A 20,988-nucleotide genomic window follows, 5' to 3' on the forward strand; every position below is an offset into this window, starting at 1 on the left:
CGCGCCCCGGACCCGGCCCCGGGCCGGTTCCCGACCCCTCGCCTGAGCCGACACCGCAGCCGGGTCCGGTCTGAGGGGCGGCCACCCGGCCTGACGTCCCGTCAGCGGCCCGCCGGACACGGCCGGCGGGCCCGGCGGGCCGTCCACCTGGTGAACGAGACCTGTGAGGGTGCCGACGCGCGGCACGCGTGCGAGTTGGGCAACTGGCCGGAGAACGACCGGATTCGCATCCCTTCCGCCCCCGGAATCGGCATATCCGTATGGCTGGACTGTTGCGTTCGCCCGATGGCGTGTTCTAGCTTGCTTCAAGCTTCACACGGCGCCGTGACGAGGCATATCGCGATCCCGGGCGGCGCTGGTGGCTTATAGTTCGGGGGAACTCTCATGATCGTTCACGGAGATCTTGGCGTATCTACGCGCGTCATCCCTTGCTTACTCTCCGCTACTACGAGGGGAAGACGGGCACCTGGTGTGCTGATTCGCGCCAGATGTACGGGGGCGTAGGCGAATGCGCTTCCAGTTGCTTGGACCGCTGAGCATCGCCGAAGGCGACGAGGTCGCCGTCCTCCAGCCGTCCAAGCCGACCGTCCTCCTCGCCGCCCTGCTGATCAACCCCAACACCGTGGTCTCCACCGGCTTTCTGCTGCGAGCCCTGTGGGGCGAGGAGCAGCCGGCCACCGCGAAGGCCGCCCTGCACACTTGCGTGCTGCGCCTGCGCCGCATCTTCGCGAAGTACGGCATCGCCGACAACGCCATCGAGGCGGTCCCCGGCGGCTACCGCATCCCGGCCGACGCCGACTCCCTGGACCTGCTCCGGTTCCGCGGCCTCCTCGACCAGGCCGCCGCGGAGCAGGACCCCGAGGCCGAACTGTCCGCCCTCAAACAGGCCCTTCTCCTGTGGCAGGGACCGCTGCTGGCCAACGTGCCCTCCGAGGCGCTGCACCGCGACGAGGTGCCCCGGCTCACCGAGGAGCGGCTGCGCGCCACCGAGCGCGTCGGCGACATCCAGCTGTCCCTGGGGCGCAGCCGCGAGGTACTGGTCGAACTCTGGGGAGCGGCCCGCTCCCATCCCGGCCACGAGCGGTTCTGGGAGCAGCTGATCGAGGCCCTGTACCGGACCGGCAGGCAGGCCGAGGCGCTCGCTGAGTACCGCAGGGTCAAGAGCTACCTCCTCGACGAACTCGCCGTCGAGCCCGGCCCGGCGCTGCGCCGCCTCGAACTGGCCATCCTGCGCGGGGACGTGCTCGGCGAGACCACCGGGACACCGCCGTCCCGGCCGCCGGACCGCGCGCGGGCGGCGCCCGCCGAGACCGCCGCACACGCCGCGTCCACGGTGCCCGCCGGGCCTGCCGGGTCGGACGCCTCCGGTCCCGGGGGAGGCCCCGCCTTCACCGGCCGTACCGCCGAAAGCCTGTCGATCGCCGCCCGGCTCACCGCGCCCCAGCCGGGGCCCCGTACCGTCGTGCTCTCCGGGGCGCCTGGCGTCGGCAAGACCTCCCTCGCCCGCCACCTCGCCCGGCTCGTCCAGGAGGACTTCCCCGACGGTGTCGTGCTCGTGCCGATGACCGGCCCGGACGGGACACCACTGAGCGCCGCCGACGTGGCGGACCGCGTGCCCGCCGCGGGCACGCACCGCCGGACGCTGCTGATCTTCGACGACGTCCGCACCGCCGACCAGGTCCGCCCCCTGCTGTCCGCGGGCCCGGCGGGCGCGGTGATCATCACCAGCCGCCGGGGGCTCGCCGGGCTGCTCGCCACGCACGGCGGGTGGGCCCACCGCGTGCGGCCCCTCGACGAAGAGGGCTCCTGCCGACTGCTCAGCGCGGCCATCGGCGCGGAACGGGTCGCGGCGGAACCGGCGGCCGCCCGCTCCCTGGCCGAGGCCTGCGGGCACTACCCGCTCGCCTTGCGGATCGTCGCCGCCCGGCTGCTCAGCAGGCCCACCCTGCGCATCGCGGACTGCGCCGACTGGCTGCGCCGCGACCCGCTGGCCAGGCTGGCCCTCGCCGACGACCCGGGGATGTCCGTCCCCGGCGTCCTGCGCGGCGCCCTGGCCCGGCTCGACCCGCGCCCCGCCGAGGCGTTCCTGGCGCTCGGAGGCGCCGCCGACGGGCCGTTCGGCGCCGCGGACTGCGCCGAGGCGCTGGAGGTGTCCCTGGAGACCGCCGAGGACCTGCTCGAACGCCTCGCCGACGAGGGCCTGTTGGAGGAGGGGCCGCCCGGCTCGTACGCGATGCACGACCTGCTCCGGCTGTTCGCCCGGGGAAGCGCCGGGCAACGCGAACCCGTGGCGGCCCGCTGACCGCCCCTGGCCTCCGGCCAGCGCGGGGCACCCGCCCCCGGCCAGGCCCGTCCGCCCGCGACCCCCACGAGACGCCGCGCGGCCCGGTCGCCCGCATTCCCTCCGGCTTCACGCGCCCGACAGCTTCACGCCCGCTACGGCCAGCACAGTCACCACATCCGGCGCTGGCCCGCACGCCCCATACGTCCGACAGCTCCACGCCCGACCCCACGGCGGTACCCGGGACCGCCGCATCCGACACAGGTGGGACAGACATGGTTGCCGCAGCATATGAAGAGATCGCCGAGACCCGGCCGCGCATCCGCCGTGATGTGCTCTTCACCGAAACCCCCGACGGCGTGCTGTTTCACAACGCCCAGGGCGGGTTCCACCTCAACGCCAAGTCCGCGTACCGGTTCTGCACGCTGATCGTCCCCTACCTCAACGGGCAGCACAGCGTCGCCGACGTCTGCGCCGGCTTCAGCGAGAAACAGCGCGCCATGGTCGCCGGACTCGTCAGCACGCTCTACGAACGGGACTTCGCCCGCGACGCCCCGGCGGAAGCGGCCGGCCCCGCGGGTCCCGTCGCACCCGCCGACGAGGCGGCGGCCGACCGGTTCGCACCGCAGATCGCCTACATCGACCACTACGCGGACGACGCGGAGGCCCGCTTCCGGCGGTTCCGTGAGACCAGGGTCGCCGTCCTCGGCGACGACCTCATCGCCCGCTGGTGTGTCCTCAGCCTGATCCGCAACGGCTGCGCGAGTATCGGCGTCCTGGCCTCCGTGGACACCCCACGCAACCAGTTCGCCGAGGTCACCGCCGAGGCCGAGGCGCTGGCCGCCGAAGGCTGCGCCGTACGCCTCGACCTGCTCGGCGCCGAGGGCACGCGGCTCGGCTGGGCGGACCTCGCCGACTACGACACCGTGCTCGTCACCGGTGGCGCGGCGGCGCCGCACCGCGTGCACCAGCTGCTCGGGTCCGCCGTGCCGGACGGCAAGCACCTCATACCCGTCTGGACACTCGGCCGCCGCGCCGTCGTCGGCCCCCTCACCACCTCCGTCACCTCCAGCTGCTTCCACTGCGCGGCACTGCGGCTGGGCGGCAACGGCGAACCGGCTGAGGCGGCGGGACTGTGGAGCGGCCTCGCGCTGCCCGGCTCGGCGCCCGCCCCGGACCGCGAGCCGGGACGGCCGCTGTCCGCGATGCTCGGGAACCTGCTCGGCTACGAGGTGTTCCGGCTCGCCACCGGGGCACTGCCCGCCGAGACCGAGGGGCAGGTCATCGTCCAGGACATGGAGTCCCTCGATGTGGTCGCCGAACCGCTGCTGCCCCACCCCCGGTGCCCGCGCTGCTCCGGGCTGACCGCGGCGGACGCGGCGGCGGCGCTGCGCGCCGGGCTCACCACGGGACCCGCGACCCCGGTGGCCACCGATGTGACGACGGCCCGGGACGCGGACGCCCTGGTCGAGGACCTCAACACGCGGATGGTGCTGGTCAAGCCGCACGCCGGGGTGTTCACCGCGTTCGCCGACGAACACCTCCCGCAGACCCCGCTGAAGGCCACCACCATCCGGCTCAGCACCGGCCACGCGGGCCACCGGGAGGTCTCCGCCTTCGACGTGCACCACGTGGCCGGAGCCCGGACGCGCGCCCTGCACCGCGCCGCCGAGGTCTACGCCGAACACGCCGTGCCCACCCGCCCCGTGACCGCCCGCGACGCCCTCGCCGCCGCGGGCACGCCCGTCGATCCCGCCCGGATCGCCCTCGCCAGCGGCACCGCGACCGGCGCGGCCGCTGACACCGGCCATGAGCTGGACTGGGTGGCCGGCACCTCGTTGCTGACCAAGGAGACCCTGCTCGTTCCCGCGGGCGCCGTCCGCACCTTCGGCGCGGCGAACCGGGACCGGTACTTCCTCCCCACCAGCGCGGGGTGCGGCGCGGGCGCGACGGTCGCCGAGGCGACCGGGCGCGGACTGCTGTCCGCCCTCGCCCACGACGCGCTGCACCGCGCCCTGCGCGGCGTGGCGGCGCTGACCGCCGTGTCCCTCGCCGGACTGGGGGAGAGCGACGCCGAACTCACCTTCCTGCGCCGTACCGCCGACACCCTCGGCGTCGGTCTGGAACTGCTCGACCTGGGGGAGCGGGACCACTCCTCGGCACACGTCCTGTTCGCCCGCGCCGTCGATCCCGGCACCGGCGAACCCGTCTGGGCCGTGGGCGCCGACCCCGACTGGCGGGCGGCCGCGTCCATGGCCGTCCGTGACCTGCTCGGCCAGGTGCAGCTCCGGCGTGAACTGACCGGCGACCGGCCGGTGGACACCGGCGACCCCCTGCTCGGCGACCTCGACCCCGGCACCCTGGTGGCCACCACCGAGACGCCGACGGGGGCACAGGACCCGACGACCTGGGCCGTCGTCCTCGACCGGCTGCGCGCGGCCGGGCGCGACGCCGTGGCCGTGCCCACCGGCTCCGCCGACCTGCTGGCGGGCGGCATCAGCACGGTCCGCGTCCTCCTGGTGAACGGTGCGCGCCATGACGCCTGAGCCGCACACCGGCCAACCCGCCGCCCCGGACGCCGGCGCGCCGCAGCCGTGGGAGGTGTCCGCCGGTGTCATGGAACGCCTGCTGCGCGACGCCCTCGACGGGCACGCCACCGGCGGTCGGCGCGGCGCGCCGTACGGGCGGCGGCGGGGCGACCGGCAGGAGGCCAGGGGAGCGGGGGTGCCCAGGGTGCGGGTGGCGGCGCTCGGCGTACGGGACGAGTTCGCCATCGAGGCGCCCCGGCAGACCGAGCCCGCTGTGCCCGTGCATCTGTATGGGCAGCACGCCATCGTCGGCCCGTTCCCCGGCCCGGAGGCAACCGACGGGGCCGGGGCGGCCAGCGGCGACGGGGAGCCCGGGGCGGCGGCCCGGCCGTGCGCCCGGTGCCTGGCGCGCCGCTGGCAGGCGGTGCGCTCCGTAGCGCTGCGGGACGCGCTGGAGCTCGGCTCGGGAACGCGCGCCACGGGCGAGTCGCCGTACGCCACGCCGTTCGGCGCCGACGCGGTCGCCGCGCTCGTCGCCGCGCACCGGGAACGGGAGCGCGCGCGGTCCCGCCCCTCGCGGGACCCCGACGCGGCCGGTCGGCCGGGCGTGGGGGACCGGCGGGACGGTCCCTTCCCGCCCGTGTACCTGGTCGACCTGGAGACCCTTGAGGTGCGCGGCTATCCGCTGGTGCCCGACCCCGAATGCCCCGACTGCGGGCAGCGCGTGGCGGACTCGGCGGAGGCGGCGACCCTGACCCTGGCCGCCGCGCCCGAGCACGCCCCCGGCTCCTTCCGGCTGCGGGACATCGACGCGTACGACCTGCCGGTCGCGGCGTTCGCCAACCCGGTCTGCGGGGCACTGGGCCCGTCCGTCGTCTACGACGTCTCCTCCACCTCCACCTCGGCGACCATCGGCTGCTTCTCGATGCGCTCCGGCGAGTATCTGCGCGAGACGTTCTGGGGCGGGCACGCCGACTCCTTCGCCGACAGCGCCCGCATCGGCGTCCTGGAGGGCCTGGAGCGCTATGCCGGAATGCGGGCCAGAGGCAAGGCCACGAAGGTCACCGCCTCCCTCACCGACCTCGGTGACCAGGCACTTGACCCCCGGCAGTGCGGCCTGTACTCCGAGGACTTCTACCGGGACAACCCCCGCGTAACGCCGTTTTCCCCGGACCGGGAGATCCCCTGGGTGTGGGGCTACTCGCTGCGCGACCACCGGCCCGTGCTGGTCCCCGAGATCCTGACGTACTACCACGCGCCCGGGCTGGAGAACCGGTTCGTGCAGGAGAGCTCCAACGGCTGTGCCTCCGGCGGCTGTCTCGAAGAAGCCGCCTACTTCGGCCTGATGGAGGTCGTGGAGCGGGACGCGTTCCTGCTGTCCTGGTACGGGATGGCGCGACTGCCCGAGATCGACCCGGCGACCAGCACCCGGGCCCGCACCCGGCACATGGTGGACCGGCTCGCGATGTACGGCTACGAGGCGCGCTTCTTCGACACCCGGGTCTCCTTCCCGATCCCGGTCGTCACCGCCGTCGCCGTCCGCCCCGACTGGGGGCCCGGCACCATGTGCTTCGGCGCGGGCGCCGGGCTCGACCCCGAGGCCGCGCTCGCCGCCGCCCTGTGCGAGATCGCCACCGACGCGGTCAACCTCCAGCGCCGCACGGAGCGCGACGAGCCCCGGCTGCGGGCCATGGCCGAGGACTTCGACAAGGTGCTGGCGCTGCACGACCACCCCCTCTCCTACGGCATCCCCGACATGGCGGAGCACGCCGAGTTCCTCGTCGGCCCCCGCCCGCGCCCCGGCCGTGCCACCCCGCCCCGGCCGCCGAAGCGGTCCCTGACCGGCCTGTACGCCGAGCTGCCCGCCCCCTCCGGTGACCTCAAGGACGATCTGGAGCGCTGCGTCACGGCGGTGACCTCGGCCGGGTTCGATGTGATCGTGGTCGACCAGACGCTGCCGGAGCAGCGCACGCTGGGGCTCACCACGGTCAGCGTCCTGGTGCCCGGGCTGCTGCCCATCGACTTCGGCTGGCGCCGCCAGCGCGCCCTGGGCATGACGCGGCTGCGCACCGCGCTGCGTGAGGCCGGGCTGCGCGAGACGGACCTGAAGCCCGTCCAGTTCAACCCCGCGCCGCACCCCTTCCCCTGACGTTCCCATGAGAGAGGAGCCCTCCCATGGGTTACGCCCATGAGTACGCGGACGCGATCATGCACCGAGGTCGCGTCCCGATGGAGCCGGTCAACTTCCGTCCCGACTGGACCGACCGGCCCCGCAAGTCGAAGTACTACGCGGGAGCCGAGACGTTCCCGCTGCCCGACGAGGACTACCCCGCGGAAGCGACCGTCCACCGCGGCCTCTTCGGCGACGACGGCGCGGGCGACGCCGCGGGCGACGCGCCCGAGCCGTTCACACTGCCGCTGCTCGGCGGCATGCTGCTCGACTCGTACGGGCTCACAGGACGCAGGCTCGGCGTCCAGGCCAACACCGACCTCGCCGCGCTGCCCCTCTACCCGCAGGCCAACTGGTCGCGCGGCACAGCCTCAGGAGGCGGCCTCTACCCGGTCAGCGTCTACTGGGTCAGCGGGCCGAGCGGTCCGCTGACGCCCGGCGTCCACCACTACGCGACCCGGCACCACGCCATGCAACGGCTGCTGGCGGGGGACGTGTCAGGCGAGGTGCGGGCCGCCCTCGGCGAAGGACCGGCCGCTGCGGACGGACAGGCGGCCCAACAAGAGGCGGTCCCAGGAGGGTTCACCGATCAGTACCTCATCCTGGGGATCAAGTACTGGCAGAACGCGTTCAAGTACAACAGCTTCTCCTTCCACGCCGTGAGCATGGACATCGGCACCGTCCTCCAGACCTGGCGGATGTGGGCGGCGGCCCGGGGACTGCGGGTGGCGCCCACGATGTGGTTCGACGAGCAGCGCCTGGCCCGCCTGCTCGGCGTGCGCGGCACGGAAGAGGGGCTGTTCGCCGTCGTGCCGCTGACCTGGGCGGGCGGCGGCACACCCGCCGCGAGCACACCCGCCGCGAGCACACCCGCTACGGCCACCGGCCGTGTGCGGCGCGCCGACAGCGAGAGCTCCCGGCGCGTGCTGACCTTCGAGGCGCTGGAGCGGATGCACGAGGCCACCACCGAGCACGCGGCCGAGCGCCCGGCGCCGGGCGCGCTCACCCCGGCGGCCGCCCCGCCACCGCCGCCGCCAGGCACGGGCCCCGCCCCGTACGCCCTGCCCACGGGCGCGCCGCTCGACATGAGCGTGCGTACCGCCCTGCGGGAACGGCGCAGCAGCTTCGGCCGGTTCGACGCCGGCCGCCCGGTCAGCGCCGAACAGCTCGCCGCGGCCCTGGCCGCGTCCTTCGCCGGTTCCCATCTGGACACCGACGCCACCCGGGACCGGACACCGCTCGCCAAGCTGTACGTCTTCGTCAACCACGTGGAAGGGCTCACCCCCGGCGCGTACGCCTACGACCCGGCCGCGCACGCGCTGCACCCGGCCACGGCGGGCCCGCCGGGCGCGTTCCTCCAGCGGAACTACTTCCTGTCCAACTACAACCTGGAGCAGGCCGCCGCGGTCGTCGTGCCGACCGTGCGGACGACCGCCGTACTCGACGCCGTCGGCGACCGCGGCTACCGGCTGGTGAACGCCACGGTCGGCGCGGTCTCGCAGACCTTCTACACAGCGGCAGCCGCACTCGGCCTCGGCGCCGGAGTCGCCCTCGGCTTCGACAACATCTCCTTCATCGAAGAGCTGGGCCTCGCCGAACACGGCGAGTCCCCCCTGCTGATCATGCTGATCGGCAACGAGCGTCCGCAGCCCGCGGACTTCCGCCACGAGATCGCGTGAGCCGATGAACCCCACCCACGCGACGCACCCCGCGCACCCGCCCGCCGACGCCCGCGGCGCCCTCGGCGACGGCCGCCCGGGCCCCGCGAGCCGCGCCGCTCCCACCCCCACGACAGAGAGCGCGGTCATGACCGAATCCCCGGACGGCTCCTGGGCGCTGGGCCGCCGCTTCATGCTGCGCGTCGCCGGGCTGCCCATCGACACCGTGCGGCCGCTGCGCTGCCCGGACAGCGGCCGCTGGGCACGGCGGACGCTGGCCGAGGAAGAGGAGGTGCGCTCCCGCGGAGCACGGCTCAGCGACCTGCTGTACGACCTGGTGGGCTCCAACGACGACGAGGCGGCGCGGCGGCGACTGCTGAAGCTGCGCCGCGAGTTGTTCAACAACCGGCTGCCGCGCGACCCGGACGAGGCGGTACGCCTGGTCTCGTGCTCCGGTCCCGGAGTCGGCGGCCTCGCGGGTGAGGTGGAGCGATGGCTGGGGGACCGGCGGCGGCTGGCCGACCTCACAGCGGCGGGCGAACCGCTGCTCGCCGCCGAACTCGCCGGGACCCGCGCGGAACTGCGCCGTCTGCTGAGCGAGGACCGGCTGCGCCGCGGCCTGCTGCTCGCCTCGCCCACGCTGGACGGCCAGCTCGACGCGTTCGTGGCGGACACCTCGGCCCGGCCCGGCAAGCGGCAGCGCAAGATCGAGCGGTCGGTCCTGTCGTACCTGTACCGCACAGCCTGCAAGACCAGCCCGTTCAGCACCTTCACGGGGGTCGCGCTCGGCCGGTTCGAAGAGGGCCGGGACATCGCTGCCACCGGGCGCACGGAGACCGGCGGTGCCGCGGGCGCGCACGACACACACCTGGCGGAGGACTGGACGAGCCACCCACGGCTCAACGTCGTCGTCCTCGGCCGCCTCGCCGACCTCATCCTGGCCGACCCCGGGCGGCGAGGCGATCTGCCGTTGTCCCTCGCCTCCGGCTGGGACCTGGACGACGACCGGGTGCGCTACGTGCGGCGCTCGGTCACGGCGGGCGACGACGACGCGGCCGTCACTTTCGACGCCGTCTCCGACCGGCTGTTCTTCCTGCGCCGCAGCGGCGTCCTGGAGCGCATGATCGCCCTGTTCGAGGAGTGCTCCACGCTGCGCCACCGCGAACTGGTGCACTGGCTCGCCGAGGAGGAGAACGCCGACGCCGCCGAGTGCGAGCGCTACGTCTCCGCCCTCATGGAGCTCGGCATGGTGCGCGTGCCGTGCCTGAGCACGGACGTCCACAGCCCGGACCCGCTGCGCTCCTTCCGCGCCGCGCTGCACGCGCTGGACAGGGACTGGGCCACCCGGCTCGCGGACAGCCTGACGGACCCCATCGCGCTCGTGGACCGGTACCGCGCGGCGGACACCGGGGAGCGCCGTGAGCTGCTGCGCGAGCTGCGCCGCGTGCTGCACGGCCTCCAGGAGCAGCTGGGCGAGAGGGCGCCGAAGCTTCCGCAGACCCTGATGTACGAGGACGTCGACGCGGGCGGCGAGACGGTCTGCTCGCTCGACGCGTGGCGCGGCCCGCTGGGCGAGCCGCTGCGCTCCGTGGAGCGCGTACTGCCCGCCTTCGACCTGACGCTCCCCCAGCGCCTCACGTTCAAGGGCTTCTTCCAGGCCCGCTTCGGGGCGGGCGGCCGCTGCGACGACCTGCTGCGGCTGGTCCACGACTTCCACGAGGACTTCTTCGACCAGTACCTGACGTTCAGCGGGCGCCGCCAGCCGTTCGACGCGGCGGGGGAGTACGTGCCGGAGGAGAACTGGCTGGGGCTGCCGCAGCTCACGGCGCTGGACGCCGCGCGCCGGGAGTGCGTCACCCGGATGCGGGGCCTGTGGGAGAAGGACCAGGGCGGCGGAGGGGCCGAAGGCGCGGGCAGCGCCGGGGAGATCGAGCTGGACGACGCGTTCCTCACGGCCGTCGCCGGGCACCTGGCGCCCCTCGCCCCCGCCTTCGCCCCGCAGAGCCACTTCGTCCAGCTCGTCGCGGGCGGACCCGACGGCGCGGCCGCGCCGCGAGCGGTCCTCAACCGCTCGTACGGCGGGTTCGCCTTCCCGTTCAGCCGCTTCACGCACTGCTACGACGGGGGCGCCGGGGCAGGAGCCGGCGCCGGGGCCGAAGCGCTCTCGCCGCGGCTGCGTGAGAACGCCCGCGCCGTCCAGCCGGACGGCGCGGTCTTCGCCGAGGTCACCGGCGGCGCGGTCACCAGCAACCTCAATCTGCACGGCCGCCTCACCGACTACGAGATCGTCTGCCCCGGTGAGACCAGCTCGGTCCCCGAGGCCGACCGCATCCACCTGGACGACCTGTACGTCGAGCACGACGCCGGGGCCGACCGCCTGGTCCTGCGCTCCCGGCGCCTGGGGCGTGAGGTCATTCCGGTCTACCTGGGCTATCTGGTGCCGCTGGCGCTGCCCGAGATCCCCCGTACGCTGCTGCTTCTCTCACCGACCTCGATGGCGCCCCTGGATGTGTGGGGCGGCGTCCCGGCGGGACCCGACACCGGCGGCGTCACCCGCCGTCCCCGGGTCAGCCACCGGGGGCTGGTCCTCAGCCGCCGCAGCTGGGCCGCGACCGCCTCCGGGCTGCCGCTGCGCGCGCAGGGGCAGCCGGACGCGGACTGGTTCCTCGGCTGGCACCGCTGGCGGCGGGCGCACGACATCCCCGACCGGGTGTTCGCCACGGTGTCGGCGGGTGGCCGCGCCGGGGCCGGAGCCAAGCCGCAGTACGTGGACTTCGACAGCCCGCTCTCGCTCGCGGCCTTCGAAGCGCTGCTGGGCGACGCCGAGGCCCGCGTCGTCCTGCGTGAGGCGCTGCCCGCCGAGGACGCCCTGCACGTCGTCTCGGCGCGCGGCAGGCACGTCGCCGAGCTGGCGGTCGAGACCCTCACCTACCACCGGCGACCGGTCCGGGCCGGCATGCCCGCGCAGGATTCAGCGAAGGACGTAAGCCGATGACCGAACCGACCACGCGGCCCGCGCCCGGCAGCGCCGCCGCACCGGACCCCGGCGCCGCGCCGGGACCCTGGCAGGCGCTGCACATCTTCTACGCCGCCAACCCGCAGCCGCTGCTGGTGCAGTGCGTGCGCCCGCTGATCGCCGAGCTGACCGGCGAAGGACTGCTGGCCGGGCACTTCTACATCAACTACTGGCTGGAGGGCCCGCATGTGCGGCTGCGCCTGCGGCCCGCCAGCGCGGCGGCCACAGGTGAGGTCAAGGCCAGGGCCGAGGCGGCGATCGAGGAGTTCCTGCGCACCCGGCCCGCGCTCTACCAGGTGGACTTCGGGTTCCTGAACGACTTCTACAACGCCCTGTTCGACATCGAGTTCCCCGGGCAGGAACGCGGTGATCTCAAGGACGAGCACGGCCGGATGAACCTGCGGCCCAACAACAGCTGGAGCTACGAGCCGTACGAGCCGGAGTACGGCAAGTACGGCGGCCCCGCCGGGATCGAGCTGGCCGAATGGCACTTCAAGCACTCGACCGACCTCGTCATCGACACCCTGCGCACCAAGAACGTCCATCTGCGCACCGTGCTGCTCGGCACCTCCGCGCAGCTGATGATGGTCATGTCCGGCTGCTTCCTGCCCGGCACCGACGCGCTGGTGGAGTACCTGGACAGCTACCACGTCTTCTGGCACAAGGCGTTCTCGGGAACCAACTTCATCGGGGTGGAGGAGTACGAGGCGGGCTATGACGCGATGGCCGCCGACCTCGGCAAGCGCTTCGCGCGGGTCCGCGCCGCCGTCGCCCCCCGCCCCGCGGACGGCGCTGAGGGCGCGGCCGGTGGTGAGCGGCTGCCCGGCTTTCTGCACGGCTGGGCGGAACACTGCGCCGAACTCCGCCAGCGCGCCCACGACCTGGCCGTCCGGGGCGACCTCGTCTTCCGCTCCTGGGACGGCACCCGCGACGAGCAGGTCACCGACCCCGCCCAGGCGCTGCCGCTGCTGCTGTCCCCGTATATGCACATGACCAACAACCGGCTGCATGTGACGATCCGCGACGAGGCGTACCTGTCGTATGTCCTCGGCCGCTCACTGCGCGACCGGTCGGCGGGGCGGCAGCCGTGACCGCGCGGCAACTCGACGGCTACCGCCCGGCCGTGCGCGACGGCATCCTGCTCAGCCCCGCCCTGCTGCGCGGCCGGGCACACGTCCACCTCGTCAAGGACCCGGGCAGCGGCCAGTCCTTCGAGGTGGGGCCGAAGGAGCACTTCATCATCGCCAGGCTGGACGGCACCCGCAGCCTCGGCGACATCGGGGAGGAGTACGCCGCGGCGTTCGGGCGCAGGCTCGGCGAGGGCAACTGGCAGCAGATGCTGCGGCTGCTGCACGCCCGCGGGCTGCTCGCGGGCGGCCCCGAGCGGGCGGAGGCCGCCGCGCCACCGCCCCCGGCCGAGCGCTCCAGCCTCTACAAGGGCTCGGTACGGCTGTTCAGCGACGCCTCAGCGGTGGTCGACCGGCTGCACCGGCTCGTCGGCTTCGCCCTCGCCGCACGTGTCGCCGGGCCGCTGCTCGTTCTCGTCCTCGCCATGGAAGCCGCCCTGGCCGTGCACATCGGTGAGTTGACCGACGCCACGGGCCGGGCCTTCCGGGAACCGGCGCTGCTGCTCGCCGTGTGCACCCTGATGTGGCTGAGTACCGCGCTGCACGAGCTGGCGCACGGTGTCACCGCCCGCCGCTTCGGCGGCACCGTCAGCGAGATCGGGCTCCGCTGGCGGCTGCCCGTAATGATCATGTACTGCACGGTGGAGAACTTCCTCTTCCTGCGCCGCCGTTGGCACCAGGTCGCGACGGCGGGCGCAGGCGCCTTCATGAACCTGCTGTTCCTGCTGCCGCTCTTCCCGCTGTGGCTCGCCCTCCCGGCGGACGAGCCCACCCGGGACGCGCTGGCCGCCGTGCTCCTGCTGGGCAGCGTCCAGGCGTGGATCAACCTGATCCCGGTCCCCCCGCTCGACGGCTACAAGATGGCGAGCCAGCTCGCCGGTGCGACGGACTACGCCGCCGAGAGCCGCCGCTACCTGAGGCTGGCCGTGCTGGGCGCCTTCGGTAAAGGTGAGGGCACCGCCGGGTACTCCCGCCGGGCACGGATCGCCTACCCGGCGTACGGGGCGGCCGTCGCGGTATCCCTCGGCGGCGTCGGCGCCGGCCTCGTCTGGGCCGGCCACCGGCTGCTCGGCGACCGCTACGGCGCGTCGGCGGCCATCGTTCCGGCCGTGCTGATCGTGGCGTTCACGGCGGCGACGGTCGTGGGCGGCGCGGCCCGCGCCAAGACAGAGCGTGCCAAGACAGAGCGTGCCAAGGCACAGGAAGCCAAGGCACAGGGCGCTGAGGCACAGGACGCCAAGGCACAGTGCGCCGAGGCGGCGCAGGACACTCCGGCGACCCCGACGCGGGCCGGACACGCCCCGGCCGCCGCCCCGGTGACCGGCGGCCCGGACCACGGGGCCACCGGCTCCGTGCCCACAGCCCGCCCGGCCCCCAGCCCCGCAGCACCACCGCATCCCCCCATGCCGAGGAAGGCAGCCGTGAGCGACGCAGAACCGGTGACCACCATGACAGTGCCCGGCAGCGCAGGACCGGCCATCGTGCTGAACGACGTACACAAGGCGTACGGCCCACTGCGCGCCGTGAACGGGATCTCCCTGGAGATCACCAGCGGTGAGTTCTTCGGCCTCCTCGGCCCCAACGGCGCGGGGAAGACGACCCTCGTCGAAATCATGGAAGGGCTGCGGCAGGCCGACTCCGGCTCCGTGTCCGTACTCGGCAGTGCGCCCTGGCCGCGCGATACCGCGCTGCTGCCCAGGCTCGGCGTGCAGACCCAGAGCAGCGCCTTCTTCGTCCGGCTCACCGCGCGCGAACACCTGCGCACCGTGGCCGCGCTGTACGGCGCGGGCGGCGAAGCCGTGGAACGCACGCTCGCCCTCGTCGGCCTCAGCGAACAGGTCCACACCCGGGTCGACCGGCTCTCCGGCGGACAGCGCCAGCGGCTGGCCATCGCCTCAGCGCTCGTCCACGGTCCCGAACTGATCTTCCTGGACGAGCCGACCGCCGCCCTCGACCCGCAGGCCCGCCGCGCGCTGTGGCAGGTGCTGCGCGATCTCAAGGGCCAGGGCCGCACCATCGTGTACACCACCCACCACCTCGACGAGGCCGAAGCGCTCTGCGACCGCGTCGCGATCCTCGTCGGCGGGAGCATCGCCGCGCTCGACACCCCGCAGCGGCTGATCGGTGCGGCCGGAGCACCCACCCGGCTGCTCGTCCCCGCCGAACGGCTGACCGTGGAACAGGCGCTGCGGATCACCGGCGTGGACCACGCGTCCCTCGACGGCGGCTCCGTCGTCATCGAGACCGCGGACGCCGGTCCCGTCCTCGCCGCCGTGAACGACATCGCGGGCCTCCAGGGCGTGCAGACCCGCACCGCGACCCTCGAAGACGTCTACCTCCAACTCACGGAGACCCGATGAGCGCCTACGCCGCACTGACCGAGGCCAGCTACCGGGCGTACGTCCGCGACAAGGCCACGCTCTTCTTCACCTTCGCCTTCCCGCTGCTCTTCCTCGTCGTCTTCGGACTGATCTTCCGGGGCCAGGACGTGGAGGAGACCGGGCGCCCCTACATCGGCTACATCGCGCCCGGAGTGCTCTCCTGGGGCGTCGGCAACGCCGCCGTGTTCGGCGTCGCCTTCACGCTGATGCAGTGGCGCGCCGACGACCTGCTGCGGCTCATCCGCATGACACCGGTCAAGCTGTCCTCGGTGATCGGCTCCCGCTACGTCATCGCCCTGCTGATCGGCGCCGTCCAGTCGGTGCTGTTCGTCGCCGTGGCCCTGCTGCCGCTGTTCGGCCTCTCCCTGGACGCGAGCTGGCCGCTCGCCCTGCCCGTCCTGGTGCTCGGGATCACCGCTTTCGTCGTCATCGGCGCCGCCGTCGGGACCTACGCCGACACCCCGGAGGCCGTCGCCGCCATCGCCAACTTCCTGATGGTTCCGATGGCCTTCCTGTCCGGATCGTTCTTCCCGCTCGACGCCATGCCCTCCTGGATGCGGGCCGTCTCCTGGGCGCTGCCGCTGCGCTACCTCAACGACGGCATCACCGGGGCACTGGCCGGCACCGGCAGCGCCGGGGAACTGGCCGTCTCCTGCGCCGGGCTCGCCGGGTTCACCCTCCTCTTCGGCGCCATCGCGCTGCGGACCTTCAAGTGGAGCAACCGCTCATGACCGCCACCGCCACCGGCCCGGCCACCAGTCCGGACGCGGCAGCCGCCGCGCAGGCCGACGACGGCGCGCCCCTCGCGGCCGCCTGCCGCACGCTGGCGGCGGCCCTCGCCGCCCGCGGCACCGGGGGCGGCCCGCCCGTCGTCGTCCCGCTGGGCTCCACCGACCCGCAACAGCCGCCACCCCGCGACCCGTACGCCCCGCTGCGCGCGGCCGCCCGGGTCCACCTCAGCGCCGACGCCGTACTCATCGGCCCCTGGGGCGGCCAGGCGGGAGCGGCGAGCGGCTGCGGCCACTGCCTGGCGATCCGCTGGCAGCGGCTGCGCACCCGCTCCGAGCGCGACGCGCTGGAGACCGGGACCGGCACGACAGCCGTGGGCGACTGGCCCGTGCTGACCGGCTATCTGCTGGACGCCGCCTGGTCGCTGTACGAGGCGGTCACCGGTGGCCGACCGCCCGCCCCCCCGGCGCCGACCGCCGCCGACCGGGACCTGCCGCACGTCTCCCGGCTCGATCTGCGCACGCTCCAGGTGCAGAGCTTCCCGCTGCTCGCCGACCCGCTGTGCCCCAGCTGCGCGCCCTCGCTGACCGGCACGGCCGACGCCGCCGCGCTGCCGCTGACCTCCCGTACCAAGCCGGACCCCGACGTCTACCGTGAGCGGTCCGCCGCCTCCTACCCGCTGCCGACGGCCGCGCTGGCCAACCCCGTCTGCGGCGCGCTGGGCGCGGGCACCTGGATCAACGTCACCTCGCCGACCACCGCCCCCGTCGCCGGGAGTGTGTTCGTCCGCAGCTACGCGGGCCTGGTCGATGTCACCTGGAGCGGCCAGTCCCACTCCTTCGACTCCAGCCGGACCCTCGCCTTCCTGGAAGGACTCGAACGCTACGCGGGCACCCACCGCAGAGGCCGGGGGGAGCCGCTCATCGACTCGTACGCGAACGTCGCGGCCGACGCGCTCAATCCGGCGGAATGCGGCTTCTACGACGCGGAGACCTACCGCACCGACCCGCGCGTACGCCCCTTCGACCCCGGCCAGGCCATCCCCTGGCTGTGGGGCTACTCGCTGCGCGACGAACGGCCCCTCCTCGTCCCCGCCCGGCTCGTCCACTACAGCGCCCCGCTGCGCTCGGACAACTTCGTCTTCGAAAGCTCCAACGGCTGCGCCATCGGCGGCAGCATGGAGGAGGCCGTCCTCTCCGGGCTGATGGAACTCATCGAGCGGGACTCCTTCCTCCTCGCCTGGTACGGCGACGCGCCGCTCACCGAGATCGACCTGGCGTCCTGCCGCGGCGAGACCGTGCGGGCCATGGCCGACCGGGCCGCCCTCCAGGGCTACGACGTGCACGCCTTCGACAACCGGATCGATCTGGCGGTGCCCGCGGTGACCGCGCTCGCCGTCCGCCGCGACGGCGGCCCCGGCACGCTGTCCTTCGGCGCCGGGGCCAGCCTCGACCCGGAGACGGCCATCGAGGCCGCGCTCTCCGAAGTCCTCACCTACATCCCGCACCTGGGCCACCAGGTCCAGGAGCGGCGCGGCGAACTGGAGGCGATGGCGGGCGACCACCACCGCGTCCTGCACCTGAAGGACCACGCCCAGCTCTACGGGCTGCCCGCGATGGCCGACCACGCACGGGGCTATCTGGAACCGGTGTCCGTACGGCCGCTCGACGAGGTCTACGGCGGCTGGCGGGAGCGCCACCCGCACACCCTCGACCTGCGGGACGACCTCGCCTGGTGCCGCGACGAGCTGGCCGGGGCGGGGTTCGACGTGATCGCGGTGGACCAGACGACCCCGGAGCAGCGGGAGATGGGACTGCGCACGGTGTGCACCCTGGCTCCCGGGCTGCTGCCCATCGACTTCGGCTGGTCCCGGCAGCGCGCCCTGCTCATGCCGCGGCTGCGCACCGCGTTCCGGCGCGCCGGGTGGCGGGCCACCGACCTGGCCGACCACGAGATCAAGCGCGTACCGCACCCGTTCCCGTGACCCGTACGGCCCGCGGCCCGCACGGCACACCGGCCGTCGGGCCGGTCAGCGGCCGTCGGGTGCGGGCGGCGGAGCGCATGAAGCCCCCTCCGCGAGCGGAGGGGGCCGTGGGCGCCGCGTACGGAGCCGAGCGCTGCGAAGAGCCGTCAGGCGCTGCAGCTGGTGGTGCTGGTGGTGCTGGAGCAGGTGCTCGTGCTGCTGCTGCTCGTGGAACCGGCGAGAACGACCTCGCTGGCGTCCGAGTAGTCGGAGATCTCGAAGGTCTCCGACTCCAGCTCCAGGATCTCGTCGGCGAGCGAAGCCAGATCAGTCTTCGGGGCCATAAGTGCCTCCCAAGTCGTAGGGCCAGGACACCAGCGCGGCGGGGCCGCGGGTGGTGCGGTCCCCATTCCATCGGACGCCGCTGGCAGTACCACCGCCGAACCGCTGTCACCTCACTGACACCCCCTGTCAGCCGCCCACCCGCCGAAGCCCCGCCCCGCGGAACGGAGTTCGCATGGCCTCGCCCGCCCAGGACCAGCCCGGCCACCGCCCAGCCGACGGGGCTCCGGCCGCCCCGGCCGGTGACGACCGGCGGAACGCCGTCCTCGCCGTCCTCGGCGCGGGCCCTGACGCGGTCATCAAGCCGGCCGTCACCTTCTGTCTGGAAACCCACGCCGACCCCGAGCTGTCCGGCGCGGAGGAGCGCACAGCGTCGCGCTTCGCCGCGTGGCTGACGCGGGCGGGATACGAGGTGACCGGGGGAGTGGGCGGGCACGGCGTCGTCGGTGTGCTGCGCAACGGCCCCGGCCCCCGCGTACTGCTGCGGGCCGAACTCGACGCCCTGCCCGTCGAGGAGCGCACCGGACTGCCGTACGCCAGCCAGACCGTCACCGAGGACGCCCGAGGGCGCCGGGTCCCCGTCGCGCACGCCTGCGGGCACGACCTGCACCTCGCGGCGCTGGCCGGAGCGGCCGCCCTGCTGGCCCGCGCCCCCGGCCGCTGGCGGGGCACCGCGCTGATCGTCGGCCAGCCCGCCGAGGAGACCCTGAGCGGCGCGCGGGCCATGCTGGACGACGGCCTGTACGACCGGTTCGGGCGGCCGGACGTCGCCCTCGCCCAGCACACCGCCCCGCTCCCCGCCGGAATGGTCGCGCACCCGGCCGCCGGGCCGCTGATGGCGGGCAGCGTCACCTGGGAGGTCGTCATCCACGGGCGGGGCGGGCACGCCGCCGCCCCCTGGCTGGCCGTCGACCCGGTCGTCGCGGCGGCGGCCACCGTACTCGGACTGCGGAGCCTGACCAGCCAGGACACCGCACCCGCCGGGCAGGTCTCCCTCACCGTCGGCTCCCTGCACGCGGGAATCGCCCCCAACGTCATCCCCGACCGGGCGGTCCTCGGCATCACGGTGCGGGCGCTGTCCGCAGCGGTCCTGGAGCGGACGGCGCGCGAGGTCGAGCACATCGTGCGCGCCGAGTGCGCCGCGTCCGGCTGCGAACGGGAACCCGAGCTGACCGTCGTGTCGCGCTCCCCGGTCAACACGCCCGACCCGGCGGCGACCGCCACCGTACGCCGCGCGCACGAGGCCGTGCTGGGCGGCGACCGGGTCACCTCCTACCCGGCGACGCTGGCCACCGAGGACTTCCCCCTGTTCGCGGCCGACGGAGTGCCCACCGCCTACTGGATGCTGGGCGCGATCGGCCCCCGGCAGTGGGCCGCGGCGCCCGGCGCGAGCGCCGCCGAGAAGCTGACCGCCCTGCCCGCCAACCACGCACCGGAGTTCGCCGCCGACATCCGCACGGCGCTGCCCACCGGCATCCGCGCCCTGACGGCGGCCGCACTGGAGTGGCTGCCACCCCCGCGCGGCTGACGCCCGCGCCTGCGCCAGGGGAACACGCGACCGAAAACACCGGTTTCCCGGGAGCCTCGATGGACCAGGCTTAGAGGTGGGGTGACGGCATGACGGCGCGCGAGCGCGCTGAGCAGAACGGAGCATGATCCGCCATGCCCACACCGTCCGCCGATATCTACCAGCTTCCCGGCGAAGAGGACGAACGCACCGACCCGGTGCCCCTGCACCGGCTGGAGGTCCCCGCCCCCAACCTGCTGCCCTTCGCCATCGGCTCGTTCGACACCTTCGGCCCGATGGCCCGGGCGAACTTCCCGCACCGGCACACCTTCTACGAGCTGCTCTACGTCACCTCCGGCACCGGCACCCACGTCATCGACCAGGTCCCCTGGCTGCTGCGCCCACCCCACCTGTGCCTCATCCTCCCCGGCCAGGTGCACTACTGGCACGGCGTCAGCGACCTCCAGGGGTGGGTCGTCCTGTTCACCGACGACTTCCTCATCGCCCACCCCTCGGACCGGTCGGCGCTGCGCTGCCTCGGTGAGCGGCCCTGGCTGCGGCTGCGGCCGGACGCGGCGCCCGGCTTCGCGAGCCTGGTGGCCGACATGCACCGCGAGTTCAGGGAACGGGAGGACGGCTTCATCTCCGTGCTGCGCTCGCAACTGCACGTGCTGATCGTGCGGGCCGGGCGGCTGCCGGGCGCGGCGCGTCCCGAGGAAGAAGGCACGGGACGCGGCGCCGTCGTCGCCAGGCACTTCGCCCAGCTGCTCACCGTCCAGCACCGCGCCGACCACTCGGGCCGTGCCCGCCGGGCCGACGGCCACGAGGACTTCGACCGGTCCGTCCGGGCGTACGCGGCACGCGTCGGCGTCTCCGTCGGCTATCTGACCGAGGCGGTCAAGCGCACCACGGGCCGCACCCCAGGGCAGCTGATCAGGCAGGCGGAGATCCGCGAGGCCAAGCGGCTGCTGGCCTGCACCAGTCTGACCGTGAGCCAGGTCGCCCGCGAGGTGGGGTTCGCCGACCCGGCGTACTTCTGCCGCTTCTTCCGCCGGGAGACCGGCATCAGCCCCGGCGACTTCCGCCGCCAGGCGGCGCCCCACCCGGCGCCGCCCGCTCCAGGGAGGGCGACCGGAGGGAATCACCACGTTCGCCGAACGGAGTCCATCGACCCCCTGTGAGCACCCCGCATAGGTTCGGTCCCGCTCGTCCGGTCAGTACCGGCCCCGACCCCGCGGGAGGACACCGTGAAAGGCGAGAACACCCCAGCCGACGACAGCCAGAAC

The 20,988-nt window shown here is 74.1% G+C and carries 12 protein-coding genes and 1 pseudogene; 12 read left to right on the forward strand and 1 reads right to left on the reverse strand.

The window, feature by feature from the left end; translation table 11 throughout:
• The first annotated feature begins 508 nt into the window (after positions 1-508).
• The 10 genes and pseudogenes from AC5P1B_RS27715 to AC5P1B_RS27760 all read left to right on the forward strand — a co-directional run bounded on the left by AC5P1B_RS27715 (position 509) and on the right by AC5P1B_RS27760 (position 17,874).
• A complete protein-coding gene (locus AC5P1B_RS27715) occupies positions 509-2,302 on the forward strand; it encodes an AfsR/SARP family transcriptional regulator (protein WP_493890549.1) in 1,794 nt (597 codons plus the stop codon).
• A 254-nt stretch (positions 2,303-2,556) separates the two neighbouring features.
• Positions 2,557-4,827, forward strand: a complete 2,271-nt coding sequence (locus AC5P1B_RS27720; protein WP_493890551.1) for a TOMM precursor leader peptide-binding protein — start codon at positions 2,557-2,559, stop codon at positions 4,825-4,827.
• Positions 4,817-6,958 carry a TOMM precursor leader peptide-binding protein gene (locus AC5P1B_RS27725; protein WP_493890553.1) on the forward strand — a complete coding sequence of 714 codons (2,142 nt, stop codon included), beginning with the start codon at positions 4,817-4,819 and terminating at the stop codon, positions 6,956-6,958. The genes AC5P1B_RS27720 and AC5P1B_RS27725 overlap by 11 nt, the downstream gene beginning before the upstream one ends.
• A gap of 26 nt (positions 6,959-6,984) precedes the next feature.
• Positions 6,985-8,658 (forward strand): nitroreductase family protein, encoded by a 1,674-nt coding sequence (locus tag AC5P1B_RS27730; RefSeq protein ID WP_493890554.1) that lies wholly within the window; start codon positions 6,985-6,987, stop codon positions 8,656-8,658.
• A gap of 127 nt (positions 8,659-8,785) precedes the next feature.
• Complete coding sequence (locus AC5P1B_RS27735) at positions 8,786-11,632, forward strand: lantibiotic dehydratase (RefSeq protein WP_493890645.1); 2,847 nt, start codon at positions 8,786-8,788, stop codon at positions 11,630-11,632.
• Positions 11,629-12,744 (forward strand): lantibiotic dehydratase C-terminal domain-containing protein, encoded by a 1,116-nt coding sequence (locus tag AC5P1B_RS27740; RefSeq protein WP_493890556.1) that lies wholly within the window; start codon positions 11,629-11,631, stop codon positions 12,742-12,744. The genes AC5P1B_RS27735 and AC5P1B_RS27740 overlap by 4 nt, the downstream gene beginning before the upstream one ends.
• Positions 12,741-13,850, forward strand: a pseudogene (locus AC5P1B_RS27745) (peptidase M50); the annotation flags it as partial. The gene AC5P1B_RS27740 and the pseudogene AC5P1B_RS27745, both read left to right, overlap by 4 nt.
• 378 nt (positions 13,851-14,228) lie before the next feature.
• Positions 14,229-15,140 (forward strand): ABC transporter ATP-binding protein, encoded by a 912-nt coding sequence (locus AC5P1B_RS27750; RefSeq protein ID WP_493890646.1) that lies wholly within the window; start codon positions 14,229-14,231, stop codon positions 15,138-15,140.
• Positions 15,137-15,892 carry an ABC transporter permease gene (locus tag AC5P1B_RS27755; protein ID WP_493890557.1) on the forward strand — a complete coding sequence of 252 codons (756 nt, stop codon included), beginning with the start codon at positions 15,137-15,139 and terminating at the stop codon, positions 15,890-15,892. Before AC5P1B_RS27750 ends, AC5P1B_RS27755 begins: the two co-directional genes overlap by 4 nt.
• Complete coding sequence (locus AC5P1B_RS27760; protein ID WP_493890558.1) at positions 15,889-17,874, forward strand: TOMM precursor leader peptide-binding protein; 1,986 nt, start codon at positions 15,889-15,891, stop codon at positions 17,872-17,874. The genes AC5P1B_RS27755 and AC5P1B_RS27760 overlap by 4 nt, the downstream gene beginning before the upstream one ends.
• 146 nt (positions 17,875-18,020) lie before the next feature.
• Here the strand turns inward: AC5P1B_RS27760 and AC5P1B_RS27765 are convergent, their stop codons facing one another.
• A complete protein-coding gene (locus AC5P1B_RS27765) occupies positions 18,021-18,197 on the reverse strand; it encodes a thiazolylpeptide-type bacteriocin (RefSeq protein WP_493890559.1) in 177 nt (58 codons plus the stop codon).
• A 173-nt stretch (positions 18,198-18,370) separates the two neighbouring features.
• Here AC5P1B_RS27765 and AC5P1B_RS27770 point away from each other — a divergent pair, with 173 nt between their 5' ends.
• Both AC5P1B_RS27770 and AC5P1B_RS27775 read left to right on the forward strand, forming a co-directional pair.
• Entirely contained in the window at positions 18,371-19,723 is a 1,353-nt protein-coding gene (locus AC5P1B_RS27770; RefSeq protein ID WP_493890560.1) for an amidohydrolase, read from the forward strand.
• A gap of 134 nt (positions 19,724-19,857) precedes the next feature.
• Complete coding sequence (locus AC5P1B_RS27775) at positions 19,858-20,883, forward strand: helix-turn-helix domain-containing protein (protein ID WP_493890561.1); 1,026 nt, start codon at positions 19,858-19,860, stop codon at positions 20,881-20,883.
• Positions 20,884-20,988 lie beyond the last annotated feature (105 nt).

The sequence above is a fragment of the Streptomyces sp. A01 genome, assembly GCF_059026195.1.